The sequence below is a fragment of the Bacillus sp. BR3(2024) genome (assembly GCF_039134555.1).
GTDB classification, from domain to species: Bacteria; Bacillota; Bacilli; order Bacillales; family Bacillaceae_G; genus Bacillus_A; species Bacillus_A cereus.
In genome coordinates this window covers 737,501-761,101 of record NZ_CP152433.1, presented here as the reverse complement: position 1 = coordinate 761,101, position 23,601 = coordinate 737,501, and the positions used below count along the sequence as shown (strand labels likewise).

Genomic DNA, 23,601 nt, shown 5'->3' with positions numbered 1-23,601 from the left:
CTCTATTTTACCCTCTTTGATCCGCAACAATATGAATATCAATATACTTTGTTTGTCTCATAATTTCATTTACAATAGAACCTTTTCGAATTTCTTCCCACCGCGTTCTCGCTGATTGCCCAAGTAAAATTTGTGTTACTTGCAATCTTTTCGCGACTTCAATAATAACATCCGCTGGCTTTCTTCCCTTTGCTTCTTCTAATACAAAACTCGCATCAAATTGATTCGTGAGCGCCTTCCACTCTTCAATCGTCTGCTTTTTTCCAGCTGAAATAGAATCTATATTTTCCCTCTCAACGTTTAATACGTACAATTCAGCATTTAACCGATCAGCCATGCGCCATCCCCGTCGTATTAATTTCTCCGCTGTTGAACTGTATTGTACACAAACGAGAATTTTTTCTTTTACGCCAATCGGTTCTATTACTGTTTGGCTAATTTTCTCGTCCATATCATCCGCAACTTCTCGAAGTGATAATTCCCTAAGTGCTCCTAAGTTATTAAGTGTAAAGAAGTTTTGTAAGCTTTGCTGAATTTTTTCTTCTTTATATATCTTTCCGTCTATTAGTCTCTTCCTTAATACCTCGGGCGTTGCATCAACGAGCTGAATTTCATTTGCTTTTTGTAAAATAAAATCTGGAATTCGTTCTCTTACTTTTACATTCGTAATTTGAGCTACAATATCATGAACACTTTCTAAATGTTGAATATTAAAAGCTGATAATACCGATATACCAGCCTCTAACAATTCCTGCACATCCATATAACGTTTCTTATGTTTAGAACCAGGAACATTACTATGCGCAAGTTCATCCACTACAACTACTTGCGGCGCGCGTTTTTTTATTCCTTCCACATCAAGCTCATAAAATACCTTTCCTTTATACTGTATTTCTTTCAAAGGAAATTTTTCTAAATCAGCAATTGCTTCTTCCGTCTCTTTTCTTCCATGCGTTTCAATTAAACCAATTACAATATCAATTCCATCTTTTTTCATTTCCCTTGCATCAAAGAGCATTTTATAACTTTTTCCTACGCCTGGAGCTGCTCCTACATATAGCTTTAACTTTCCGCGATTTTGCTGACGAATATATTCTAAATATTCCTCTGGCGTTCGCCTTTGAAACTTCGGTTCATAATCATCTGCATACAAAATAAACACTACCTTTCATTCGAAACAACGCTACCTCAATCCATTAGATTGAGGTAGCACTGTTACTATTTCATTAATTTCTGTAATGCCAAATTTAACTTTAAGACGTTTACGCGGGTCTCTCCAAATAAACCAAGCGCAGCACCTTCTGTTTGATCTTTAATCAATTGATTAAGTTTTTCTTTCGGAATATTCGTTAATTTCGAGATGCGATCCACCTGCACCGAGGCCGCCTTTGGACTAATATCAGGATCAAGCCCTGAACCTGAATTTGTCACTAAATCTATTGGTATTTCTGTAACCGGAACAGCTGGATTTTTTTCCTTCCAGTCCGCAATACTTTTCTCTACTCGCTTTGCTAAATCTGGATTAGATGGTGCATAGTTATTTGAACCAGATGCTTCAGCCTTATATTCAATACTAGAAACACGCCCTTGAAAATAACGTGGATCCGTGAAGTTTTGACCAATTAATTTAGAACCAATCACTTCATTTTTATCATTATATATTAGACTTCCATCCGCGTTATCCTTCATTACTGCTTGTGCAATACCAGTAACAATAAGTGGGTATACAAGTCCACACAACACTAGAAATGTAAAAGTAATACGGATAATTTGTGATAGTATACTTTGTTTCTTCTCCATCTTTTTCCCCTCTTCCTTATATAAACAAGCCGACAATCATATCAATTACCTTAATTCCAATGAACGGAACGATAACTCCGCCAAGCCCATAAATAAGTAAGTTTCGGCTAAGCAATGCATTAGAACTCATCGGTTTATATGCAATACCTTTCATCGCTAACGGAATGAGTAATGGAATAATAACAGCGTTAAATATTAATGCTGATAAAATTGCTGACAGTGGTGATGTTAGTTTCATAATGTTTAATGCTTCCATTTGCGGAATCGCAAGTGTAAACATTGCTGGAATGATTGCAAAATATTTCGCTATATCATTCGCAATACTAAACGTCGTTAAAGCACCTCGCGTCATTAACAATTGCTTACCGATTCCTACAACCTCAATAATTTTCGTTGGATTTGAGTCTAGATCAATCATGTTCGCCGCTTCTTTCGCTGCTGTCGTACCACTGTTCATCGCTAATCCAACGTCCGCCTGTGCTAATGCTGGAGCATCATTTGTACCATCACCTGTCATCGCTACAAGTTTCCCTTTATCTTGCTCTGCTTTAATAACAGCAATTTTATCTTCCGGTTTACACTCGGCAACGAATTCATCTACTCCAGCTTCTTTTGCAATCGTTGCTGCTGTTAACGGATTATCACCTGTACACATAACCGTTTTAATCCCCATTTGGCGCAACTGTTCAAAACGATCACGCATACCCGGTTTTACTGTATCCTTTAAATAAATTAAGCCATAAATACGATTATCTACTGCAACTACAAGTGGTGTTCCGCCCTCTTTTGAAATTAAGTCTGCTTTTTGATTTACATCTTTCGGAATTGTTCCGCCTTGTGACTCAACCCATTCAATAACGGCACCTACAGCACCTTTTCTCACTTTCGTTCCGTCTTGTAAATCAACACCACTCATTCTCGTTTCTGCTTTAAACGGAACAAACTCACCTTGTTCTGCAAGTTCTCTATTATATGATATAGATTTTCCCTGCACATACTCGATAACGGATCGACCTTCTGGTGTTTCATCTAAAACAGAACTAATAGCGGCCCACTTTCCAACTTGCTCAATCGTTTCATTTCCTACAGGTAATAATGTATGAGCCATTCGGTTCCCAAAAGTAATTGTACCTGTTTTATCTAAAATAATTGTATTAATATCGCCAGCAGCTTCTACTGCTTTCCCTGACATCGCTAACACGTTAAATTTTGTTACCCGGTCCATCCCAGCAATACCAATCGCTGATAGCAAACCACCAATTGTCGTTGGAATTAAACATACTAACAACGCTACAAGTACAGCAGTATCAATTTGAAAGCCTAAATAATTTGTAAAAATCGGCAACGTCACAACGACGATCAAGAAAATAAGAGTTAAGCTCGTTAATACTGTATTTAAAGCAATCTCATTCGGCGTTTTTTGACGAGCAGCTCCTTCTACTAAAGAAATCATTTTATCGATAAATGATTCACCAGGATTACTCGTAATGACAATTGTAATTTCATCACTTACGACCATCGTTCCACCTGTTACGGAACAAAAATCACCGCCTGCTTCTTTTATAACAGGAGCTGATTCACCTGTAATTGCAGATTCATCTACAGATGCTAATCCTTTGATTACTTCGCCATCACTTAGAATCATTTCTCCTTGTTTTACGATAACAACGTCACCTTTTCTAAGATCAGTTGCTGAAACTTGGACAATGTCTCCATTTTCTTTTACTACATTTGCAAACACATCTTTCTTCGACTGCTTTAAAGAATCGGCTTGCGCTTTACCACGACCTTCTGCTAATGCTTCTGCAAAATTCGCAAATAAAACTGTAAATAATAGAATGAGAGAAACTGTTATATTAAACCATCCTGGTATACTACTAGAACTGCTTGGAAGAAAAGATAAAATGAACGTAATGATAAATCCAATTTCCACAACGAACATAATCGGATTCTTTATCATGACCTTCGGATTCAATTTCGCAACGGATTGCTTCATCGCATGTGTTACGATATCACGATCCATCGTTTTCGCTTGTCTAACTTCATCTTCTACAGCATGTATTTGGGACTCATTTAATTGTTTTTCTTTTACTACTACCGGTCTCATCATTTACCCTCCATTACTTCAATGTAAGAAATTCTGCAATTGGACCGAGTACTAACATTGGGAAGAATGTTAATGCACCGACAATTACAATTGTTCCGATGAAGATGCCACCAAATAAACTATTATCTGTACGGAACGTTCCGACTGTTTCTGGCACTACCGTTTTTTCTTTCAATGAAGCTGCCACAGCTAGCATCGTAATTAAACTGAAGTAACGTCCTAAAAACATAACTAAACCAGTCGTAATATTCCAAAACGGTGTATTATCTCCTAATCCTTCAAATCCAGATCCGTTATTCGCAGCTGACGATGTATATTCATATACCACTTGCGTCAAACCGTGGAAACCGGAATGAGAAATAGCATCCGTCCCTAAATTTGTTGAAAGAGCTAATGCCGAAAATCCTAAAATGAGCAATGGATGAAATAAAATCGTGACCGCGATTAATTTCATTTCCTTACCTTCAATCTTTTTACCTAAAAACTCTGGTGTCCGTCCAACCATTAACCCAGATATAAACACCGCGATAATTGCATACATAATAATGTTTACAAAACCTGCTCCAACGCCGCCATACACAGTATTTAACATCATATTTACAAGCGGAACTAAACCGCCAATTGGTGTTAACGTATCATGCATCGTATTAACAGCGCCTGTTTCAGCAGCTGTCGTTACCGTTGCGTATAGTGAAGAAAATACTGTTCCAAATCGTACTTCTTTCCCTTCTGTACTTCCTTGTACATGTTCGATACCCATTCCATTTAATGCCGGATTCCCATTTAGTTCAGATGTCGTAATCGTTATAAATCCTAGTAAAAACACCATAAAAAGTGATACGAAAAGGATGCGACCTTGTTTTTTATTTCCTACCATTCGTCCGTACGTAAATGGAAGTGCTGTTGGTAATAACATCATAAGCATCATTTGCAAAATATTACTCATTTGTCCTGAATTTTCAAAAGGATGCGTAGAGTTCGCTCCGAAAAATCCACCGCCGTTATTTCCAAGTTCCTTTATGGAAACGAATGATGCAACAGGTCCACGTAATATACTTTGCTTTGCCCCATCAATCGTTTGTGCTGTAACCGCCCCATCTAACGTTTGCGGTACGCCAAGTGCGACAAAAACTAGTGCCGCAATAAATGCAATAGGAAGAAACACTCTCGTTAACGCTCTCGTAAAATCAACGAAAAAGTTACCAAGTTCTTTTCCAGCAAGTCCTCTTATAAAAGCCATAACGAGCGCTAATGTCGTTGCTGGTGCCGCAAACATTAAAAATGTAATCCCGATTAATTGTGATAAATAGGATAAACCATTTTCACCGCTATAATGCTGTAAATTTGTATCAGCCATAAAACTAATCGCTGTATTAAAAGCGAGCGTAGGCTCCATCCCTTCAATATGCGCTGGATTTAGCGGCAGCACACCTTGTAATCTGAAAATGAAATATACAACAACAATCATAAATCCGTTGAGTAAAACTAATGATAATGCGTACTGTTTCCACGTTTGATTGTATTCTTTTACACCCGTAATTTTAAAAATAAGTTTTTCAAAAGGCCCAAATACTTTATCTAGCGTTTTGCTACCTTGAAAAGCTTTTTCTAAATAAACCCCCGTTGGCTTTGCTACTAAAATAAACAAGAGCATTGTAATAATGACTGCAACCCAAATCATAATGAATGATTCCCCCTAATTAAAACTTCTCTGGATTTAATAATGCATACACTAAATACACTGTAATTGCTGCGACAATAACCGATAAGACAATCATCATGATTGCTTTCCTTCTTTCACAACTTTATCTGACCAACTTGCAAGACTTGCCATTGATGCAACTAATAAAATAAAAATCCCGACCATTACAACATCTAACATAGCTATCCCTCGCTTTAATTTTTGTTAAAATTTACCATCTAAATATTAAAAAAGAACACTGAGCTCTACTCAGTGTTCAAAAAATGAACAACAAAAAGTAAACCTCCTCTCTAAACGCTTACGAGGTTAGCTGTCGGATTCGGGCCTAAAGAGTAGCCCTACTTTCAAAACTGAAAGATTCACCCCAAGTGACGATGCACAAAATTGGTTCCCCCGCTCCATTTCTGGAACTCAGCGATTTTAGGTTTTTTTGGAAATTTTATGAATGATTTATGAGAGTAAATATACTCCTCTATATTTCACTTGTAAAGGAGTAAATTACTGAAAATAATAATATTTACATTCATTTAAACGCTTACATTGAAGATTATTACTATTATTTCATCTATTTTCTTTATTTCTCTTCTCTTTTCTTAAAAATGACCTTTTAAATATGAAATAAAAAGGGCGAATGACATGAAGTGCATAGCTTGTTGTACTCAGCATTCGCTCTTTTTTATTCAACCTTTATTCTCCTCGTAAAAATGCACGTAAATTTCTCCCGCGAATATAAACTTGTGTCAATTCTGCATGTAGCTGCTCATACTCGGTAATATCTACCTCTAAATACAAAGCATCTTTTGATGGTAATATAATATACGGCCCTGGAAAAAGGGGATCAATCTGAACCAATTCTTGAACTCGCTCTACCGATACTGCCCAACGATTTGCTATATCTCCAAGTAATAGTACCTTCATCATTTCTTCCCCCGCCCTATTCAAAAAATAAAAAAGAAATATTATCACAATTTGTAAACACGACAAACTTAGCTCCAATGGTTTCATAGAGCCTCGCTGGATATCGTTTATTCCTTGTAACAACAGTAATAGGTGCTTGAAAAGAAAAGCGAATGTGTTCTGTGAAAAAACTAACGATTGGAAGCTCATCCCCTAGTAAAATCACCTTCTTAATACACTCACAAATACTAGTAAAGTCCTGCTCCTTACTGCAGCTATAAGTCCAATCAAACCCACAATTCCTAACTTCAGCCGCTATCTCTTCATTTGCTGTAAAAATAATTAACTCATGTTGAAATGATACTAAATCTCTTAAACTATCTACTTTACTTTCTTCTCCAACACAAATAAGTGTTAGTTCCATGTACCTCATCCTCCTTAGTATAAAAGAAATCAAACATAGATTGATATTCCCCTATACTAATCAGATCGATGAAGTGATGTATCCATCATGGCACCGTCCTCTCTCAAGACGCTTACGAAGTTAGCTGTCGGATTCGGACTTTGAGAGTAGCCCTACTTTCAAACTTGAAAGATTCACCCCTAGTGCCTACGCACAAATTGGTTCCTCCGCTCCATATAATTGGACTCAGCGTTTACAAAAAAATGTATTCTGGCTGATATATTACTCCTGTATTTTGAAAAAGTAAACAGAAAAAAAGCCAGTTATAAAACTGGCTTTTCACTTACCTATGCACGCGTTCTATTCACTTTATATGCAAAATGATTCGTCGGTCCATGACCACTACCAATATTCAATGGCTCTTCAATTGCTATACTAATAAATCGTTTTGCTTCTTGAACAGCATCTTCAATTGAGTATCCTTTCGCAAGTCCTGCTGTAACCGCTGAAGCAAATGTACACCCACTTCCATGCGTTTGCTTTGAAGGAATTCGCTCGCTTCTAAACTCAATAAATTTTTCTCCATCAAAGAGGAAATCAATTACTTCATTCCCTTGATATTCTGCATGTCCGCCCTTCATAAGCACATATTTAGCACCTAATTCATGCAATACTTTTGCAGCTTCCTTACTATCTTCAACATTATGAATCTCCATCCCAGTTAACACTTCTGCTTCTGGGACATTCGGTGTTATAACAGTTGCTACTGGTAATAAATATTCTTTTAATGCTTGAACTGCTTCTTGCTGTAATAATGATGCACCGCCTTTTGCAATCATAACGGGATCTAGCACAATATTATTCCAGCCAAACTTTTTAATTTGTTCTGCAACAATTTGAATTATTTCACTACTAAATAACATTCCTAGTTTCACTGCATCTGGTGTTACATCCGTACCAATTGAATTCAGCTGTTCTGTAATACCTTCTAATGGAACAGGATATACCCCTTGAACGCCAAGCGTGTTTTGAGCAGTAATTGCCGTAATAGCCGTCATTCCGTATACACCAAGCTCTTGGAATGTTTTTAAATCTGCCTGAATTCCAGCACCGCCGCCGCTATCAGACCCTGCAATTGTTAAAGCTTTATTCACTTTCATCCCACTCATCCTTTTCTATCCAAAATAGCGATGATAAATCGTTTTTGCTTCGCTTATATCTTTCGTTCCATGTACGAGCACACGGCCATCTTTAAAGGCTACTAACCTCTTGTCTTCAACAGAAAATGATAGTAAATATGGATTTATATTTAAATCATTTACACGACCTTCCAACAACTCTTTATATTGTTCAAAATTCATTTCATCTTTATGAGGTGGTCTAATTTGAACTGTATTTCGCCCGCATAAAACTGCTGTTTTTGATGTGTTTTCTTTATTTAAATACGGATATAATGCATTCTCTCCGCATGAAGGACAATTATGCTGGCGAAGTTTTTGCACATTCATACATGAATACTCATTCTTCCACATATCAAACGATACAAGCCCATCTCGAAGTGATTCGTAATCTTCTACTAACAGTTTAAGAGCTTCTGTTACTTGATGAGAAACGACAAGAGATACAGCAGGTGATATAATACCCGCTGTATCACATGTTGCCCCGCCAAGCGGAATCGACTGTAATAAACATGATAAACATGGTGTTTTACTAGGAAGGATTGTGTAAGAAAGACCGTAACTACCTACACATGCACCGTAAATCCATGGAATAGAATATTTTTGTGATATATCATTTACAATAAAGCGCGTTTCGAAATTATCAGTCGCATCAATAATTACATCAACATTTATAACAAGTTCTTCTAGCTCTTCAGCTGTTACATCTTGAACGAGAGCTTCTATTGTTACATCACTATTAATCTCTTCTAAACGTTTTTTAGCCGCTATAGCTTTTGGAAGATTATTCTTTACGTCGCTCTCTGCATACAATTGTTGTCTTTGTAAATTACTCCAATCTACATAATCACGGTCAACAATTGTTATCTTGCCAACACCTGCTCTTACAAACATCTCTGCATTTGCACTACCTAATGCACCTGCACCGATAATAAGCACATGCTTTTCTCTTATCTTTTGCTGTCCTTCTTCTCCAATTGGAGAAAATAGTTCTTGGCGAGAATATCGATTATTCAACTACGCTCATTCCTTCTAAAGGACTACTTGCAGTTGCACAACGCTTACGTGCAATGCGACCTGCTTCAAATCCTAAACGGCCTGCTTCAATACTTAATTTCATTGCTTGTGCCATTTTAATAGGATCTTTTGCTCCTGATACAGCTGTATTTAATAACACGCCATCTGCTCCTAATTCCATTGCAAATGCCGCATCAGCTGGGCTACCAATACCGGCATCAACGATAACTGGTACTGTCGCTTGTTCAATAATGAAGCTCAAATTTAATGGATTTACAATACCAAGTCCTGATCCGATTGGAGATGCTCCTGGCATAATCGCATGCACGCCAAGCTCTTGTAATTTACGTGCTAATACAACATCATCAGATGTATACGGAAGTACGATAAATCCTTCTTCCAGTAACATTTCAGATGCCTTTAATGTTCCTACCGGATCAGGTAATAACGTTCTATCATCACCAATAACTTCTACCTTTATCATGTCACAAAGCCCAGAAGCTTTTGCTAATTTTGCAATACGAACAGCCTCTTCAGCGTTTTTTGCTCCTGCTGTATTTGGTAATAACGTATATTTTTTCACATCAAGTTTCTCTAATAAATTAGGTTGCTTTGCATCAAAGATATCCATACGACGTACTGCAAACGTTAAAATTTCAGCTTCAGAAACGTCAATTGCCTTTTGCTGTACGTCAAAATCAGGGAATTTACCTGTTCCTAATAAAAGTCTAGAATGAAATGAAAATGGTCCAATGTTTAACATAATCAACCGCCTCCTACGAAAGTTACAATCTCAATTTGGTCTCCATCAAAAACAGATGTATCTGTATGATCATCTTTTTGTAAAATATCTTTATTACGCTCTACTACAACAATTCTGTTATCTAGCTCTAAATGTGTAAGTAGCTCAGCTACTGTTTTTACACTCGCTGGCACTTCAATTTGGTTACCATTAATTTTTAAATTCAAACTTCCATCCCCTTTCTAAACTCTTCTAGAAAGCAATGAATCTAGCAAATGATTCTCTTGCTTTCCTTCTATTAAATCAGCCATATATTGGCCAGAAATAGGACTTAATAAAATACCGTTTCGATAATGGCCCGTGCAAGCATATAAACCTTTTATTTCTTCATGCTCTCCCATATAAGGAGCTTCATGATTCGATTGTGGTCTTAATCCTGCCCACGTGCTTTCCCATTCTGCTTCTTTTAAAGCTGGCAATATTGTATAAGCACGCTCTAATATAGAAGTTATACTTTCTGGCTGCACAGTTTTATTGAACGTATGTGGCTTCATTGTTGCCCCAATTACGTAACGTCCACCGCGCTTTGGAGTAATGTAAAATCTTTCTTGAAAAATAGGTGCTTTTAAAAGTTGTTTTCTACTTCTTACCGCAACCACTTCTCCTTTAACTGGATATGTACCCCAATCGCGGTGAAAATAACTGAGTAACTTCGTGCTCCATGAACCTCCTGCAATAACGACTTTCTCACATGTGACAATACCTTCACTTGTAATAACTCCAGTCACTTTATTATTTTCAATACGGATATCAAATACTTCTGTCTGTTCATATATATCAGCACCGGAAATCGCTGCAGAATGTGCGAATGCTTTCGTAAGCTCTGGTGCAATAACATGACCGTCTTTCGGATAATATACTGCTCCTATAATAGATTCGGATAGATATGGCTCTTTTTCCCGCACATGGTCTCCCGTTAGAAAATAAGAATCTTCACCTGTTTTCTGCTGCCAATCCATAATATGAAGAATTCTTTCCTTCTCATCTTCATTTTGAGCAATACGATAAATTCCTTTTTCTTCATATCCAATATCAACACCCGTCTTTTCACGTAAAACTGCTGCAAGTTGTGGAAATATAGCTCGGCTTTCTCTAGCAAGTTCAAATAGCGGATCATACGCATCCCATTCTGCCTGAACACCAAGTAAACCAGCAGCTGCTTTTGAAGCTTCCGATGCAATACTTTGCTTCTCCACAATCGCTACTTTATGTCCTCTTTCTGCTAGAAAATGTGCAACTGAACTACCAATTACACCACCACCAATAATCGCTACATCATACTTCTCACACATGTTTTTCCGCCCACTTTCTTATTGATTCCTTATAAGATTTCGCTTTGCTATACGGGTTACTACTACTTACAATTCCAGACATAACTGCTATACCGCTTACACCGTTAGTAAGAACATCCACTGTGTTTTCTGGGGTAATTCCTCCAATTGCTGTAATCGGTATAGATAAACACCTTGCAATGTCTGAAATTTCTTCAAGCCCTCTCGCTGGCACACCTTTTTTACAATCTGTCGGAAATACATGGCCATAAACGAGTGAATCCACTCCATTTTTAAAAGCTACTATTGCTTCATCTAGCGAATGCACAGAATAACCGACATGCAAATACGAAAACTTTTCTTTCACTGACTTTACATCTGTACTTCGATATCCTAGTTGAACACGAGGAATATTTAATAAAATTGCAATATCAATTCGATCGTTTATGACAATTTTAGAAGCTGGAAAGCCCTCCATTAATAGACTTTCCACACCTTCATATAATTCCTTCGTACTCTTCTCACGCTCACGAATATGCAAATAATCAATCTCACTCTCAATTTGCATCGCTACATTCACTAACTCTTCGAATGGCATATGGCCATTTGAGATTACGTGGAGCTCATTTTTCATATTCATTCGCCTACTTTAAAATATTTTCGAATAATTCATCGGCTGGGACGGTTTCTTTCGTCATTCCTTTGTCCTTCAGCCACTTATTTTGTTTCTCCCAAGATTCTTTTGAATCTGATAAGAATGGCTCATCTTTCGTTTCCATCTTCTCTAATAAAATTTTCATACTTTCCTTTTCAACTTCTGGCACAAGTGGGAAGTTTTCTTTTTCTTGATGATTTAATAAAATATTCAATGCTTCATCTGGGTTTTTCTTCATGAAATCATAGCCTTTTTTCGTACCACGTAAGAAAGCTTGCAACGCCTCTTTATCTTTTTTCAACGTTTTATCACCTGTTACAAACACAAGCTCATGATAGTTTGGTACTCCGTAATCAGCTGGATTAAAGTACGCTGGTTCATGGCCTTCATGACGCATAACAGGTACTTCATGGTTAATGTATGCCCCTGTTACCGCATCTACTTTCTTCGTAATTAATGCTGGTACTAAATCAAAGCCAACATCTACTACTTTCACTGTATCAGGATTACCACCAGCTTCTTTTACCATCGTTTTTAAATACATCTCACTTAATGGTGTTCCAGAGTATCCTACTGTTTTTCCTTCTAAATCTTTCGGTGATTGAATGCCCGCTGATTTCAGTGATACAACATGATTTAATGGTGAACGTACGACAGCCCCAATTGATTTCACTGGAATTTGCTCATTCGCTTTCGCCATAACAACATCTGGCTGATAATACAAGCCAACTGTCACCTTCCCTGCTGCTGCCAGCGTTAATGGATCAGTCGGATTAGAAGGGAATTTAATATTTACCTTTACACCTTCTTCTTTAAAGTATCCTTTTTCAATTGCTGCATAGATAAAGCTATGTACCGCATTTGGATACCAATCTAACATGACTGTTATTTCTTTCTCTTTTTTACTTTTGTCTGATGCTGAATTACTCGAACATCCTGCAATTATTGCAATTAATAATGTAAACACAAAGATGCGCTTTAAAAATTTCATGAATGCTTCCTCCAACTAATGAATTTCTTTTCTAATATGGAAATAATTACGACGAAGAAAATAGCTAATAATGATAACAATACAATAGGTGCAAATACGCCAGCTCCATCTAACTGCGTCATCATTCTCTTACTGAAATATCCAAGCCCAGCTTGTGCACCGAGCCATTCTCCAATTGCTGCTCCGATAACACTAAACGGAACTGCAATTTTTAAAGCTGAGAAAAAATAAGGAAGAGCAGACGGCAACTTTAATTTAAGAAAAATATCTCTTTTTGTTGCTCCATATGTAACTAAGAGCTCCTCCCATTCTTTTTTCGTACTACGCAGTCCATCATACGTATTGACCGCAATTGGGAAAAACGTAATTAAAACTGTGACAACAACCTTACTCCAAATTGTATATCCAAACCATAAAACAAATAGCGGAGCAAGCGCAGTAATCGGAATCGTTTGTGAAGCAACTAATAATGGATAAAATGCTCTCTCCATCCATGTACTCGCATTCATTAACATCGCTAGCCCTACACCTAATACGATAGAGATAACAACACCTATTAAAACGACGTATAACGTTGCAGGTAAATGAACTGTAAATAATATGTCTTTTAGTTTCCATATCTTCATTAAAATCGCAGAAGGTGACGGTAAAATGTACATCTCATCTACAATTCTTGCTCCTATTTCCCACACAGCTAGTAAAATACTAGAAAGTGTAATAGCAGGAACTAATTCTTTCAATCGGTTCATCACACAAGTACCTGCCTTTGTAACATACTAAGAAGCTCATCTTTCAGCGCTAATACTTCCGGTTTATATAAATCTTTTCGTGTTCTGTTATGATCAAGCGGTACAGTCCGCTCAGTCAAAGTCGTTATCGGCTGCTGTTCCACTACTAAAACTCGGTTTGAAAGGAATAACGCTTCTTCAACATCATGAGTAATGAATAAAATTGTTTTTTCCCACTCTTGCCATTGTTCAAACAACCATTCTTGCAAAGAGGTCTTCGTTAAAGCATCCAACGCACTAAATGGTTCATCTAACAGCAATATCTCCCCGCCTGTTAATAAAGTTCGAATAAAAGATACACGTTGTCTCATACCACCAGATAAATCTTTCGGATATTTTTTCTCATACCCTTGCAAACCAAATTTATGTAACAGTTCCTTTGCCTTTACTTCTGCTTCTTTCTTCTGTACACCTTGGCACTCTAGCGGCAGGGCAGCATTCTCAATAATTGTTCTCCACGGCAAAAGCATATCTTTTTGCGGCATATATCCTACAGGATGGTTCTTTGTTTCTGTCAGTTCTATCTGTCCAGTACTTACCTTTTCTAGACCTGTAATAAGGCGAAATAAAGTACTTTTTCCACATCCACTCAGTCCGATAATACTGACAAACTCTTTCTCATGTATAGAAGCATTTAATTCATGGATGATTGGTTTCTCATCGTAATGAAAAGAAACATTATGAAACTGTAGTATGTTCTTGCTCCTCAAATCCCCACATCTCCTTACGATAGGACATATCCCAGAATAAATATTCAAATCGACTGGAATATAAGAAGATCTCCTCTAATCTTTCTAGTTCTTTCTCAGACTTTCCAACTGCCATTTCATTTAATAAATCTATTAACCAAATACAAAGATTACCGTATTCTTCCGAACTATATCCTTGAATCCACTCACCAAAAAACTCATGATCTCTTGCTCCAGGAATATCATTTAAACGCTTTCCAATTTCCCAATAGCTCCACATACATGGAAGAAGCGCTGCTATTAATTCCGCAAGTGTGCCATTTTGAGATACAGACATCATGTAATTTGTATAAGCTAAATTTTTAGCAGATGGTTTCGCAGACTCTATCTCCTCTATAGAAATTCCAAGTCTTTTTGCATATTGTTTATGGATTATCATTTCGCCATTTAATATTCCATCAATTTGTTCAGCGAACTTTCCCATTACTTGTGGATTCGTTGCTTTTACAACACCAATCGCATATAACTTTGCATAATCTAGCAGATATAAATAATCTTGAATAATATAATACTGGAATTTATCTTTTTCTAACGTGCCATCTCCCATACCCACTACAAACGGATGATTATGACTCATCTCCCAAACCGGTTGCACTGTTTCTAATAATCTATCGCAAAATTTCATTTCTCTATCCCCTTTCAATATATGTATCTAAATAAAAAACCACTTCTATATATAAGAAGTGGTTACAGCAAATAAAGTTATACATTTATTCGATGTTCCACTTCCCTTCGCTAGTATTACCTAGATCAGGTGTTGTAAGGGTTAAGGATTATTCCTCTCTCAGCAAGTCAAGCACCCCTAGTGGTTTCAATATGAAATTTTCAAATAAAAAAGCCCCGTTTCTATACGCAAAGAAACGGGGACTCATTGTTAGTGTCCGAATTGCTTCCCTACGCTAGCATAATCTAGATCAGGTAATAAAAAGGATCAAAGGCTTACGGCCTACTCTCAGCTGGCAACACCAGCTCTCCTAGCAAACTATAAAATTATCACTGTCAGTATAACACCCTAATAAGACATCATCAACTTTTTTAATTTTCTTAATTATCAACATAATATCAAAATTATACAATACATACATTCTATTTTAGAAAATAAAACCCCAATTAATTGTATAAAAAGGAATCATTATCCTCAAAAAATTTATTTTTATATTGATTTCATATTACATTTATGTGAATACCCCCACTATATTATATCTTTATACTATAATAAAATTACAACTATACAACTAGAGGAGGTCTCTATTCCATGAATATGAAAGCTACTGCTTTAACAGCAACTACTGTAGCGATTGCTTCTTTACTTCCTTCTATGGGTGAAACAAATGTACAAAAAGCAAACGCTGAACAATTATCTAATATTAAAACTGGGTATGTCAAAGTCGATCAAGTAGCATTACATACAGAAGATAACGTAAAAAGCACATCAATTGATACAATTCGCTTTAATACAAAAGTGAACATCATTGAAACAACTAATGGTTGGTATAAAGTATCTGTTCATAATAAAGTAGGTTATGTACAAAAAGATGCTATTTTACTAAAAAACAAACTTCAATCTAATGATCAATACATCGTTAATGCTAATGCATTAAACGTTCGCTCTGAACCTAATTTAGAATCTTCCATTTTAGATGTATTACCAAATGGGAAGTTTATTACCGTTCAAGAAGATCAAGGCGAATGGTATAAAATATCACATAATGGCCAAACAGGTTACGTACAAAAAGCATTCATCTCTAATGGTTCACAACCCTTAGTAAAAGGAATCACCGTTCAAAATAATACAAAATATACTGTTGCAACACCTAATCTAAATGTACGTAGCACCGCTAGTACAAGTAGCGCTCTACTCGGTTCATTACAAAACGGTACTCAAGTACAAGTAGTAGAAACTGTAGGTACTTGGTATAAAATTCGTTTTGGCACAGGATACGGATATGTAGCAAAACACTATGTAGTACAAAATCAACCACAAGCTAAAACAGATCAGCCTTCATCAATTCCAGCTGCTTTCAAATTCCCCGCTCAAGGAAGAATTAGCTCAACCTTTGATATACGCTGGGAACAAATGCATTATGGTATAGATATTGCCGCTCCAGGAAACGTCTCTATCCAAGCTGCTGCTGCAGGTAAAGTTGTGAAATCTTATTATTCAGCTAGCTATGGCAATGTTGTTTTCATTGCGCATCAAATCAATGGGAAATTATATACAACTGTTTATGCTCATATGAAGGATCGCACTGTACAAGCTGGTGATCAAGTACAGACTGGACAATTAATAGGTCATATGGGAAACACAGGTCATTCATACGGGCAACATCTTCATTTTGAATTACATAATGGAGAATGGAATTTTGAAAAAACAAATGCAGTAAATCCACTGCCATATTTAGTTAGGTAAATTGTATGCCACGCAATATACCTCTTATAATTGAATACGTAGCCTTTTTAGGTTTAATCTGTTGTTTAATCATTTACAATACAAACATTGTATTTTTATCTATTATTATTGCTTTTGTTGCATTAGAAATTATGATGGAATCATTTCAAGTGCAACTAAAACAAAAAATTGCCCATATTTATAATGCTATTTTTCTTTTGAGTGCTCTCATAACAAATATAATTAGTAATGGCTTTTATTTATCTACTGTATTTCCAGTATTCTTTATGGCTGTTTTATTATTTGTAGCTAGATATATTAATGTCCCTTATAACCAAAAACAAAAACAAGAACAAGAAGCTTAGAAAGAGGAGACACTGTGTACCAATCTTTCAAAGATGCTCCAATAAAATACATATTGCATTTGTATAAGAAAGCCAATACTTTTTTTGGTATACAAGGAAGTTATACTGCACAACTTCTCCTATATGGAATGTTGTTTCTTGTCTTAATCACTTTCTCCTTGTTTTACTAACAAAAAAGGATCTCACATAAACTGGAGATCCTTTTTAATTTATATTAATTTTTCATATCGAAAATATTGTTTATCCACAAGCATATTTTTCATAAATAAAGCTCAGATTATATTTTTTCTCTAAGCTCATTCGTTGTTCGTCATCGCACCAATAGAAAAGAATATCATGAATCGTTGCGTAACGCTTATTTTTAAGAAATAGCCTAAAGAATGATGGTAAACAATCATGTAATTGTATAAATATATAATTGCGTAGTGTTTCTTCTTTATATTCAATGCCCTTACAAATATACAGTAATTCTTCACAATAATATGCATGCTGTGGAACTTGTATCATTTCGAAAAATGGCACATAAGATAGTAGCTTTCCAATAAAATGACCATATCGATCCATTACTCCTATCGTCATATGCTCCATCATTTCTTTCATCACATATAAATAATCATCTACATGCGTTGTCTTTAATGGGTCTAAGCGATCGGAAATTTGAGATAATACAGCTCTTTGACATGCTAAAACTGCCTGACTAGGTCCATAATATGATAGGAAATCTGTACACTTACGATATTTCCGTAATAAATCATGTGTATACAAATCATATACAAAAGTATTACAATACATTGCTAAACTCATCATATCACTATTTAATTGCTCTTTTGATAATGATTTCGCTCTCTTGCACATATAAAAGAATGTAAATTCCAATACTTCTTTATGAGATAATAAATGTTTACAATCGGTTATACACTTCTCATTAAATTTAACTCTATCCCAAATTTCAATATCCCTATCTGTCAATTCACCTATACGATATTTAATAATTAAATAATTTAAAGCAACTGATTGCGTCAAAAGATCCCATGTTTCATATTCCAATGAAGTATGAACAAACTCAGCTAATCCTTGCGCTATCATAAAATCATTTGCCTCTTCATACCAACCAATCTCTTGGCATAAGCGAAGAATACGCACTAAAGTTGGAATTTCATCTTTATGAAACTGCGGTAATTTCTTTGCTTTATTCATGCCATATACGATAAATGCCGCTAAATTTTCTTCTTTATAAAATTCTTTCTCTTTCCATACTAATATAGTTCGTTCTTTCCCCTCACCTTTTGGGTGACAAGGTACAAGCAAAGAAAATAATTCAGCGAAATTATTTGGTTCTATATATGTATCTGTAACCAAATTCCAATTTGGATCGCCCTGTACAGCCTTCATATAATTCCCCTTCCCTTTTCATCTATGTAGGAAATATTAATTTATTATCGCACCACTAAAAATTAATATTGTTATATTCAAAATCTCTCATAATACTTATATCTATCAGTATATCATCTTTTCTCTTATTAAAAATTAAGAATAACAAATTTTAAAAAAATGTCGAAATTATTAACCACATACTTATTATATAATGTCTCAGATACATCACGCTAACATATTAGTTTAATCCATATATACTAGAATAATGTATCTGAAATTTATATATAATTTAGCTCTTTATGAGTGACCATTAAACTCTCGGTTAATGAAAGTTTCAATTTACTCTGTACGCTCTGAGATTTCGCTCAAGGCAAATCCAGCTTGATCATCTGCTGATTCCCTTATAGCTAAATCTCCTAGTGCTAACATGCCAATAAGTTGACCACTATCAACTACTGGTAATCGTCTAATTTGATGCTGTGCCATTAGCTCTGTAGCTTTTTCAATAGAATCATTTGGAGAAACTGAGATAATATTTGTTGTCATTACATTTGTAATCTTATTAGATCCAGGATGTTTTTCAGCAATCCCTCGAACGACTAAATCACGATCAGTAACAAGCCCAACAACTTGCTCATTTTCAACAACAGGAATTAATCCAATCGATTCTTCCTTCATTTTTACAGCTGCCTCATATACATTGTCTAGCGGTGTACAATGTACAATATGGGTACTCATTAAGTCTCTCACTCGTGTCATTATGATTTCCTCCTTTTTATACATACCATAGCTTTTCCAAAATTCCTTTATTTATTTCTGGAAAGTAACGTAATAAAAAGGATTAACAAAATAAAAAAGAGCCAGCATAATGCTGACTCTTTTTTGTATGACCCGTACGGGATTCGAACCCGTGTTACCGCCGTGAAAGGGCGGTGTCTTAACCACTTGACCAACGGGCCATGGCTCCGCAGGTAGGACTCGAACCTACGACCGATCGGTTAACAGCCGATAGCTCTACCACTGAGCTACTGCGGAATAATATATGGTGGGCCTAAATGGACTCGAACCATCGACCTCACGCTTATCAGGCGTGCGCTCTAACCAGCTGAGCTATAGGCCCATATACTTTACAGGGGCAGTAGGAATCGAACCCACACTGGAGGTTTTGGAGACCTCAGTTCTACCTTTAAACTATGCCCCTAAATGATGCCGGCTAGAGGACTTGAACCCCCAACCTACTGATTACAAGTCAGTTGCTCTACCAATTGAGCTAAGCCGGCATAAAAAAATGGTGGCTCGGGACGGAATCGAACCGCCGACACGAGGATTTTCAGTCCTCTGCTCTACCGACTGAGCTACCGAGCCAACATAAATGGCGGTCCCGACCGGGGTCGAACCGGCGATCTCCTGCGTGACAGGCAGGCATGTTAACCACTACACCACGGGACCATTTGGTTGCGGGGACAGGATTTGAACCTGCGACCTTCGGGTTATGAGCCCGACGAGCTACCGTGCTGCTCCACCCCGCGACAATATAAAGTTTTAAAAATGGAGGAGGTAGAGGGATTCGAACCCCCGCGCGACTCTCGCCGCCTGTCGGTTTTCAAGACCGATCCCTTCAGCCGAACTTGGGTATACCTCCATGAAGAAAAAAATAAATATTTTATTATTATATGTCTAAACCATTAAAGAAAAAATGGAGGAGGTAGAGGGATTCGAACCCCCGCGCGATTCTCACCGCCTGTCGGTTTTCAAGACCGATCCCTTCAGCCGAACTTGGGTATACCTCCGAGACATATATTAAATAAAGTGGAGCCTAGCGGGATCGAACCGCTGACCTCCTGCGTGCAAGGCAGGCGCTCTCCCAGCTGAGCTAAGGCCCCATGTTTTTTGGGAATATCGGGAAGACAGGATTTGAACCTGCGACCCCCTGGTCCCAAACCAGGTGCTCTACCAAGCTGAGCCACTTCCCGTTAATAAAAGCGCGCCCGAGAGGAGTCGAACCCCTAACCTCTTGATCCGTAGTCAAACGCTCTATCCAATTGAGCTACGGGCGCATATGGTGCCGAGGGCGGGGGTCGAACCCGCACGGTGGTCACCCACCGCAGGATTTTAAGTCCTGTGCGTCTGCCTGTTCCGCCACCCCGGCATGTCATATTGAAAATTGGAGCGGAAGACGGGATTCGAACCCGCGACCCCAACCTTGGCAAGGTTGTATTCTACCACTGAACTACTTCCGCAAGACATGTATGAGTTATTTTATTAAAAGTGCGGGTGAAGGGAGTCGAACCCCCACGCCAAAGGCGCTAGATCCTAAGTCTAGTGCGTCTGCCAATTCCGCCACACCCGCATATTTCATTAAAATGGTGAGCCATGAAGGACTCGAACCTTCGACCCTCTGATTAAAAGTCAGATGCTCTACCAACTGAGCTAATGGCTCTTAATGGCTGGGCTAGCTGGATTCGAACCAGCGCATGACGGAGTCAAAGTCCGTTGCCTTACCGCTTGGCTATAGCCCATTAATTAAGAATGGTGGAGGGGGGCAGATTCGAACTGCCGAACCCGAAGGAGCGGATTTACAGTCCGCCGCGTTTAGCCACTTCGCTACCCCTCCGACATATATGGTGGAGGATGACGGGATCGAACCGCCGACCCCCTGCTTGTAAGGCAGGTGCTCTCCCAGCTGAGCTAATCCTCCATTTTGCCTGGCAACGTCCTACTCTCACAGGGACAAGGTCCCAACTACCATCGGCGCTAGAGAGCTTAACTTCCGTGTTCGGTATGGGAACGGGTGTGACCTCTCTGCCATCATTACCAGACTGTATTCATTTAAGACAAGAATCATTTTAACTCATTTGACATCGAAAGTCAACAAGTTTTTTATATTCTTTCAAAACTAGATAACATTTGCTACATATTATATGGTTAAGTCCTCGATCTATTAGTATTCGTCAGCTCCACATGTCACCATGCTTCCACCTCGAACCTATCAACCTGATCATCTTTCAGGGATCTTACTAGCTTACGCTATGGGAAATCTCATCTTGAGGGGGGCTTCATGCTTAGATGCTTTCAGCACTTATCCCTTCCGCACATAGCTACCCAGCTATGCCCTTGGCAGAACAACTGGTACACCAGCGGTGCGTCCATCCCGGTCCTCTCGTACTAAGGACAGCTCCTCTCAAATTTCCTACGCCCACGACGGATAGGGACCGAACTGTCTCACGACGTTCTGAACCCAGCTCGCGTACCGCTTTAATGGGCGAACAGCCCAACCCTTGGGACCGACTACAGCCCCAGGATGCGATGAGCCGACATCGAGGTGCCAAACCTCCCCGTCGATGTGGACTCTTGGGGGAGATAAGCCTGTTATCCCCGGGGTAGCTTTTATCCGTTGAGCGATGGCCCTTCCATGCGGAACCACCGGATCACTAAGCCCGACTTTCGTCCCTGCTCGACTTGTAGGTCTCGCAGTCAAGCTCCCTTATGCCTTTGCACTCTACGAATGATTTCCAACCATTCTGAGGGAACCTTTGGGCGCCTCCGTTACACTTTAGGAGGCGACCGCCCCAGTCAAACTGCCCACCTGACACTGTCTCCCGGGTCGATAAGACCCGTAGGTTAGAATTTCAATACAGTCAGGGCGGTATCCCACCAGCGCCTCCACCGAAGCTAGCGCTCCGGTTTCAATGGCTCCCGCCTATCCTGTACAAACTGTACCAAAATTCAATATCAGGCTACAGTAAAGCTCCACGGGGTCTTTCCGTCCTGTCGCGGGTAACCTGCATCTTCACAGGTACTATAATTTCACCGAGTCTCTGGTTGAGACAGTGCCCAAATCGTTACACCTTTCGTGCGGGTCGGAACTTACCCGACAAGGAATTTCGCTACCTTAGGACCGTTATAGTTACGGCCGCCGTTTACTGGGGCTTCAGTTCAGAGCTTCGCTTACGCTAACCCCTCTCCTTAACCTTCCAGCACCGGGCAGGTGTCACCCCCTATACTTCGCCTTACGGCTTCGCAGAGAGCTGTGTTTTTGCTAAACAGTCGCTTGGGCCTATTCACTGCGGCTTTCCGTTAAGAAAGCACCCCTTCTCCCGAAGTTACGGGGTCATTTTGCCGAGTTCCTTAACCAGAGTTCTCTCGCACACCTTAGGATTCTCTCCTCGCCTACCTGTGTCGGTTTGCGGTACAGGCACCTTTTATCTCGCTAGAAGCTTTTCTTGGCAGCGGGGAATCAAAGACTTCGCTCCATAAGGAGCTTCCCCATCACAGCTCAGCCTTTACGATAAGCGGATTTGCCTACTTATCAGCCTAACTGCTTGGACGTGCACAACCAATCGCACGCTTCTTCTATCCTTCTGCGTCCCTCCATTGCTCAAACGATAAAGAGGTGGTACAGGAATATCAACCTGTTGTCCATCGCCTACGCCTGTCGGCCTCGGCTTAGGTCCTGACTAACCCTGAGCGGACGAGCCTTCCTCAGGAAACCTTAGGCATTCGGTGGACGGGATTCTCACCCGTCTTTCGCTACTCATACCGGCATTCTCACTTCTAAGCACTCCACCAGTCCTTCCGGTCTGACTTCACTGTCCTTAGAACGCTCCCCTACCACTGATACCATTGGTATCAATCCGCAGCTTCGGTGGTGTATTTAGCCCCGGTACATTTTCGGCGCAGAGTCACTCGACTAGTGAGCTATTACGCACTCTTTAAATGGTGGCTGCTTCTAAGCCAACATCCTAGTTGTCTAAGCAACTCCACATCCTTTTCCACTTAATACACACTTTGGGACCTTAGCTGGCGGTCTGGGCTGTTTCCCTTTTGACTACGGATCTTATCACTCGCAGTCTGACTCCTAAGGATAAGTCATTGGCATTCGGAGTTTGACTGAATTCGGTAATCCGATGAGGACCCCTAGTCCAATCAGTGCTCTACCTCCAAGACTCTTACACTTAAGGCTAGCCCTAAAGCTATTTCGGGGAGAACCAGCTATCTCCAGGTTCGATTGGAATTTCTCCGCTACCCACACCTCATCCCCGCACTTTTCAACGTGCGTGGGTTCGGGCCTCCATTCAGTGTTACCTGAACTTCACCCTGGACATGGGTAGAT

General features: G+C 38.7%; 22 protein-coding genes, 20 tRNA genes, 2 rRNA genes and 4 riboswitches (1 of these 48 running past the window's edge). Of the genes, 2 read left to right on the top strand and 42 right to left on the bottom strand.

Annotated features, from left to right (window positions below; all coding sequences use genetic code 11):
- Nucleotides 1-7 precede the first annotated feature (7 nt).
- The 18 genes from kdpDN to tenA form a co-directional block, all read right to left on the bottom strand.
- Nucleotides 8-1,162, bottom strand: a complete 1,155-nt coding sequence (gene kdpDN / locus V7S45_RS03925) for a KdpD-like non-kinase potassium sensor (protein WP_080480383.1) — start codon at nt 1,160-1,162, stop codon at nt 8-10.
- Between the two features lie 56 nt (nt 1,163-1,218).
- Nucleotides 1,219-1,800, bottom strand: coding sequence for a K(+)-transporting ATPase subunit C (kdpC, locus tag V7S45_RS03920; protein ID WP_342761661.1), 582 nt, complete (start codon nt 1,798-1,800; stop codon nt 1,219-1,221).
- 16 nt (nt 1,801-1,816) lie between these two features.
- Nucleotides 1,817-3,907 (bottom strand): potassium-transporting ATPase subunit KdpB, encoded by a 2,091-nt coding sequence (gene kdpB / locus V7S45_RS03915; RefSeq protein ID WP_025687118.1) that lies wholly within the window; start codon nt 3,905-3,907, stop codon nt 1,817-1,819.
- 13 nt (nt 3,908-3,920) lie between these two features.
- Nucleotides 3,921-5,588: a potassium-transporting ATPase subunit KdpA gene (gene kdpA / locus V7S45_RS03910; protein WP_342761660.1), complete on the bottom strand. Its 1,668-nt coding sequence runs from the start codon at nt 5,586-5,588 to the stop codon at nt 3,921-3,923.
- 19 nt (nt 5,589-5,607) lie between these two features.
- Nucleotides 5,608-5,685, bottom strand: a complete 78-nt coding sequence (kdpF, locus tag V7S45_RS03905; protein ID WP_223153441.1) for a K(+)-transporting ATPase subunit F — start codon at nt 5,683-5,685, stop codon at nt 5,608-5,610.
- Complete coding sequence (locus V7S45_RS03900; RefSeq protein ID WP_000887894.1) at nt 5,685-5,789, bottom strand: SipW-dependent-type signal peptide-containing protein; 105 nt, start codon at nt 5,787-5,789, stop codon at nt 5,685-5,687. The genes kdpF and V7S45_RS03900 overlap by 1 nt, the downstream gene beginning before the upstream one ends.
- 101 nt (nt 5,790-5,890) lie before the next feature.
- Nucleotides 5,891-6,036, bottom strand: a riboswitch (cyclic di-AMP (ydaO/yuaA leader).
- 260 nt (nt 6,037-6,296) lie between these two features.
- Entirely contained in the window at nt 6,297-6,530 is a 234-nt protein-coding gene (locus V7S45_RS03895; protein ID WP_001985933.1) for a hypothetical protein, read from the bottom strand.
- A gap of 13 nt (nt 6,531-6,543) precedes the next feature.
- Nucleotides 6,544-6,930, bottom strand: a complete 387-nt coding sequence (locus V7S45_RS03890) for a hypothetical protein (protein ID WP_000424067.1) — start codon at nt 6,928-6,930, stop codon at nt 6,544-6,546.
- A 93-nt stretch (nt 6,931-7,023) separates the two neighbouring features.
- Nucleotides 7,024-7,171: riboswitch (cyclic di-AMP (ydaO/yuaA leader) on the bottom strand.
- 85 nt (nt 7,172-7,256) lie between these two features.
- A complete protein-coding gene (gene thiD, locus V7S45_RS03885; protein ID WP_025687120.1) occupies nt 7,257-8,069 on the bottom strand; it encodes a bifunctional hydroxymethylpyrimidine kinase/phosphomethylpyrimidine kinase in 813 nt (270 codons plus the stop codon).
- Nucleotides 8,070-8,084: 15 nt separating this feature from the next.
- Nucleotides 8,085-9,104 (bottom strand): thiazole biosynthesis adenylyltransferase ThiF, encoded by a 1,020-nt coding sequence (thiF, locus tag V7S45_RS03880; RefSeq protein ID WP_001065417.1) that lies wholly within the window; start codon nt 9,102-9,104, stop codon nt 8,085-8,087.
- Nucleotides 9,097-9,867 (bottom strand): thiazole synthase, encoded by a 771-nt coding sequence (gene thiG, locus V7S45_RS03875; RefSeq protein ID WP_342761659.1) that lies wholly within the window; start codon nt 9,865-9,867, stop codon nt 9,097-9,099. The genes thiF and thiG overlap by 8 nt, the downstream gene beginning before the upstream one ends.
- A gap of 2 nt (nt 9,868-9,869) precedes the next feature.
- Nucleotides 9,870-10,073 carry a sulfur carrier protein ThiS gene (gene thiS, locus V7S45_RS03870; RefSeq protein WP_001049502.1) on the bottom strand — a complete coding sequence of 68 codons (204 nt, stop codon included), beginning with the start codon at nt 10,071-10,073 and terminating at the stop codon, nt 9,870-9,872.
- Nucleotides 10,074-10,088: 15 nt separating this feature from the next.
- Entirely contained in the window at nt 10,089-11,198 is a 1,110-nt protein-coding gene (thiO, locus tag V7S45_RS03865) for a glycine oxidase ThiO (protein ID WP_000333313.1), read from the bottom strand.
- Nucleotides 11,191-11,811 carry a thiazole tautomerase TenI gene (gene tenI / locus V7S45_RS03860; RefSeq protein WP_025687123.1) on the bottom strand — a complete coding sequence of 207 codons (621 nt, stop codon included), beginning with the start codon at nt 11,809-11,811 and terminating at the stop codon, nt 11,191-11,193. Before tenI ends, thiO begins: the two co-directional genes overlap by 8 nt.
- Before the next feature lie 10 nt (nt 11,812-11,821).
- A complete protein-coding gene (locus V7S45_RS03855; RefSeq protein ID WP_000670414.1) occupies nt 11,822-12,823 on the bottom strand; it encodes an ABC transporter substrate-binding protein in 1,002 nt (333 codons plus the stop codon).
- Nucleotides 12,820-13,572 (bottom strand): ABC transporter permease subunit, encoded by a 753-nt coding sequence (locus V7S45_RS03850; RefSeq protein WP_025687124.1) that lies wholly within the window; start codon nt 13,570-13,572, stop codon nt 12,820-12,822. The genes V7S45_RS03855 and V7S45_RS03850 overlap by 4 nt, the downstream gene beginning before the upstream one ends.
- Nucleotides 13,572-14,321, bottom strand: coding sequence for an ABC transporter ATP-binding protein (locus tag V7S45_RS03845; protein ID WP_342761658.1), 750 nt, complete (start codon nt 14,319-14,321; stop codon nt 13,572-13,574). Before V7S45_RS03845 ends, V7S45_RS03850 begins: the two co-directional genes overlap by 1 nt.
- On the bottom strand, nt 14,290-14,985 hold the full coding sequence (tenA, locus tag V7S45_RS03840) for a thiaminase II (RefSeq protein WP_025687125.1): 696 nt from the start codon (nt 14,983-14,985) through the stop codon (nt 14,290-14,292). The genes V7S45_RS03845 and tenA overlap by 32 nt, the downstream gene beginning before the upstream one ends.
- An 85-nt stretch (nt 14,986-15,070) precedes the next feature.
- A riboswitch (TPP riboswitch) is annotated at nt 15,071-15,174 on the bottom strand.
- Nucleotides 15,175-15,234: 60 nt separating this feature from the next.
- A riboswitch (TPP riboswitch) is annotated at nt 15,235-15,346 on the bottom strand.
- A 269-nt stretch (nt 15,347-15,615) separates the two neighbouring features.
- Here tenA and V7S45_RS03835 point away from each other — a divergent pair.
- Nucleotides 15,616-16,770, top strand: coding sequence for an SH3 domain-containing protein (locus V7S45_RS03835; RefSeq protein ID WP_001056030.1), 1,155 nt, complete (start codon nt 15,616-15,618; stop codon nt 16,768-16,770).
- A gap of 5 nt (nt 16,771-16,775) precedes the next feature.
- The gene (locus V7S45_RS03830) at nt 16,776-17,114 is read left to right on the top strand and encodes a hypothetical protein (protein WP_001137824.1); all 339 of its coding nucleotides are present in this window, start codon (nt 16,776-16,778) and stop codon (nt 17,112-17,114) included.
- Nucleotides 17,115-17,354: 240 nt separating this feature from the next.
- Here the strand turns inward: V7S45_RS03830 and V7S45_RS03825 are convergent, their stop codons facing one another.
- From V7S45_RS03825 to V7S45_RS03710, 24 genes are all read right to left on the bottom strand, one after another.
- On the bottom strand, nt 17,355-18,506 hold the full coding sequence (locus V7S45_RS03825) for a DUF3965 domain-containing protein (RefSeq protein WP_000648912.1): 1,152 nt from the start codon (nt 18,504-18,506) through the stop codon (nt 17,355-17,357).
- 321 nt (nt 18,507-18,827) lie between these two features.
- Complete coding sequence (locus tag V7S45_RS03820; protein WP_000199006.1) at nt 18,828-19,247, bottom strand: CBS domain-containing protein; 420 nt, start codon at nt 19,245-19,247, stop codon at nt 18,828-18,830.
- 128 nt (nt 19,248-19,375) lie between these two features.
- Nucleotides 19,376-19,447 (bottom strand) — tRNA-Glu (locus V7S45_RS03815).
- A 1-nt stretch (nt 19,448) separates the two neighbouring features.
- A tRNA-Asn gene (locus V7S45_RS03810) sits at nt 19,449-19,523 on the bottom strand.
- Between the two features lie 8 nt (nt 19,524-19,531).
- Nucleotides 19,532-19,608 (bottom strand) — tRNA-Ile (locus V7S45_RS03805).
- Between the two features lie 10 nt (nt 19,609-19,618).
- Nucleotides 19,619-19,689 (bottom strand) — tRNA-Trp (locus V7S45_RS03800).
- Between the two features lie 6 nt (nt 19,690-19,695).
- Nucleotides 19,696-19,768, bottom strand: a tRNA-Thr gene (locus V7S45_RS03795).
- A gap of 9 nt (nt 19,769-19,777) precedes the next feature.
- Nucleotides 19,778-19,853: transfer RNA gene (locus V7S45_RS03790), tRNA-Phe, on the bottom strand.
- 8 nt (nt 19,854-19,861) lie between these two features.
- Nucleotides 19,862-19,937, bottom strand: a tRNA-Asp gene (locus V7S45_RS03785).
- A 3-nt stretch (nt 19,938-19,940) separates the two neighbouring features.
- Nucleotides 19,941-20,017, bottom strand: a tRNA-Met gene (locus V7S45_RS03780).
- A gap of 20 nt (nt 20,018-20,037) precedes the next feature.
- Nucleotides 20,038-20,130, bottom strand: a tRNA-Ser gene (locus V7S45_RS03775).
- Between the two features lie 55 nt (nt 20,131-20,185).
- Nucleotides 20,186-20,278, bottom strand: a tRNA-Ser gene (locus V7S45_RS03770).
- A gap of 20 nt (nt 20,279-20,298) precedes the next feature.
- A tRNA-Ala gene (locus V7S45_RS03765) sits at nt 20,299-20,371 on the bottom strand.
- Between the two features lie 16 nt (nt 20,372-20,387).
- Nucleotides 20,388-20,461 (bottom strand) — tRNA-Pro (locus V7S45_RS03760).
- Nucleotides 20,462-20,471: 10 nt separating this feature from the next.
- Nucleotides 20,472-20,545 (bottom strand) — tRNA-Arg (locus V7S45_RS03755).
- A 3-nt stretch (nt 20,546-20,548) separates the two neighbouring features.
- A tRNA-Leu gene (locus V7S45_RS03750) sits at nt 20,549-20,637 on the bottom strand.
- Nucleotides 20,638-20,653: 16 nt separating this feature from the next.
- Nucleotides 20,654-20,728: transfer RNA gene (locus V7S45_RS03745), tRNA-Gly, on the bottom strand.
- Nucleotides 20,729-20,757: 29 nt separating this feature from the next.
- Nucleotides 20,758-20,838, bottom strand: a tRNA-Leu gene (locus tag V7S45_RS03740).
- Nucleotides 20,839-20,852: 14 nt separating this feature from the next.
- Nucleotides 20,853-20,928 (bottom strand) — tRNA-Lys (locus V7S45_RS03735).
- 4 nt (nt 20,929-20,932) lie between these two features.
- A tRNA-Gln gene (locus V7S45_RS03730) sits at nt 20,933-21,007 on the bottom strand.
- 11 nt (nt 21,008-21,018) lie between these two features.
- Nucleotides 21,019-21,102, bottom strand: a tRNA-Tyr gene (locus V7S45_RS03725).
- Between the two features lie 8 nt (nt 21,103-21,110).
- Nucleotides 21,111-21,186 (bottom strand) — tRNA-Val (locus V7S45_RS03720).
- Between the two features lie 5 nt (nt 21,187-21,191).
- Nucleotides 21,192-21,307 (bottom strand): 5S ribosomal RNA (rrf, locus tag V7S45_RS03715).
- Nucleotides 21,308-21,409: 102 nt separating this feature from the next.
- A 23S ribosomal RNA gene (locus V7S45_RS03710) occupies nt 21,410-23,601 on the bottom strand (it continues 730 nt past the right edge of the window).

What these genes read in the sequence shown, in the direction of transcription:
- kdpC (WP_342761661.1), bottom strand. Translation starts at nt 1,800, where the DNA reads ATGGAGAAGAAACAAAGTATACTATCACAAATTATCCGTATTACTTTT.
- kdpB (WP_025687118.1), bottom strand. Translation starts at nt 3,907, where the DNA reads ATGAGACCGGTAGTAGTAAAAGAAAAACAATTAAATGAGTCCCAAATA.
- kdpA (WP_342761660.1), bottom strand. Translation starts at nt 5,588, where the DNA reads ATGATTTGGGTTGCAGTCATTATTACAATGCTCTTGTTTATTTTAGTA.
- kdpF (WP_223153441.1), bottom strand. Translation starts at nt 5,685, where the DNA reads ATGATTGTCTTATCGGTTATTGTCGCAGCAATTACAGTGTATTTAGTG.
- V7S45_RS03900 (WP_000887894.1), bottom strand. Translation starts at nt 5,789, where the DNA reads ATGTTAGATGTTGTAATGGTCGGGATTTTTATTTTATTAGTTGCATCA.
- V7S45_RS03895 (WP_001985933.1), bottom strand. Translation starts at nt 6,530, where the DNA reads ATGATGAAGGTACTATTACTTGGAGATATAGCAAATCGTTGGGCAGTA.
- V7S45_RS03890 (WP_000424067.1), bottom strand. Translation starts at nt 6,930, where the DNA reads ATGGAACTAACACTTATTTGTGTTGGAGAAGAAAGTAAAGTAGATAGT.
- thiD (WP_025687120.1), bottom strand. Translation starts at nt 8,069, where the DNA reads ATGAAAGTGAATAAAGCTTTAACAATTGCAGGGTCTGATAGCGGCGGC.
- thiG (WP_342761659.1), bottom strand. Translation starts at nt 9,867, where the DNA reads ATGTTAAACATTGGACCATTTTCATTTCATTCTAGACTTTTATTAGGA.
- thiO (WP_000333313.1), bottom strand. Translation starts at nt 11,198, where the DNA reads ATGTGTGAGAAGTATGATGTAGCGATTATTGGTGGTGGTGTAATTGGT.
- tenI (WP_025687123.1), bottom strand. Translation starts at nt 11,811, where the DNA reads ATGAAAAATGAGCTCCACGTAATCTCAAATGGCCATATGCCATTCGAA.
- V7S45_RS03855 (WP_000670414.1), bottom strand. Translation starts at nt 12,823, where the DNA reads ATGAAATTTTTAAAGCGCATCTTTGTGTTTACATTATTAATTGCAATA.
- V7S45_RS03850 (WP_025687124.1), bottom strand. Translation starts at nt 13,572, where the DNA reads ATGAACCGATTGAAAGAATTAGTTCCTGCTATTACACTTTCTAGTATT.
- tenA (WP_025687125.1), bottom strand. Translation starts at nt 14,985, where the DNA reads ATGAAATTTTGCGATAGATTATTAGAAACAGTGCAACCGGTTTGGGAG.
- V7S45_RS03835 (WP_001056030.1), top strand. Translation starts at nt 15,616, where the DNA reads ATGAATATGAAAGCTACTGCTTTAACAGCAACTACTGTAGCGATTGCT.
- V7S45_RS03830 (WP_001137824.1), top strand. Translation starts at nt 16,776, where the DNA reads ATGCCACGCAATATACCTCTTATAATTGAATACGTAGCCTTTTTAGGT.
- V7S45_RS03825 (WP_000648912.1), bottom strand. Translation starts at nt 18,506, where the DNA reads ATGAAGGCTGTACAGGGCGATCCAAATTGGAATTTGGTTACAGATACA.
- V7S45_RS03820 (WP_000199006.1), bottom strand. Translation starts at nt 19,247, where the DNA reads ATGACACGAGTGAGAGACTTAATGAGTACCCATATTGTACATTGTACA.